Annotated in this window: 1 pseudogene; it reads left to right on the forward strand. The window is 57.8% G+C overall.

Going from position 1 to position 251, the window contains the following annotated elements:
• Window positions 1-126: 126 nt before the first annotated feature.
• Window positions 127-251: pseudogene (locus LHP98_RS19415) on the forward strand (ATP-binding protein); the annotation flags it as partial.

Raw genomic sequence — 251 nt, forward strand, 5'->3', positions numbered from 1 at the left:
CAGGACGGTCACCGGAAGAAGGAAGACAGCGGCAATCAGTGAATTCATTTCGGAAGCCCCACGCTGATCGACCACAGGGTTGTCCAAATCGGTTAATGAGGTGTTAACCTGGAAGTCGCGAGGTTCTACGAGCGCACCTCGGTCATCGTCACCACCAACCTCGCCTTCGGCGAATGGCCAGCCGTCTTCGGCGACGCAAAAATGACCACCGCGCTCCTCGACCGCCTCACCCACCATTGCGAGATCATCGA

Source organism: Rhodobacter sp. Har01, from assembly GCF_020564565.1.
Taxonomy (GTDB): Bacteria; Pseudomonadota; Alphaproteobacteria; order Rhodobacterales; family Rhodobacteraceae; genus Pseudogemmobacter.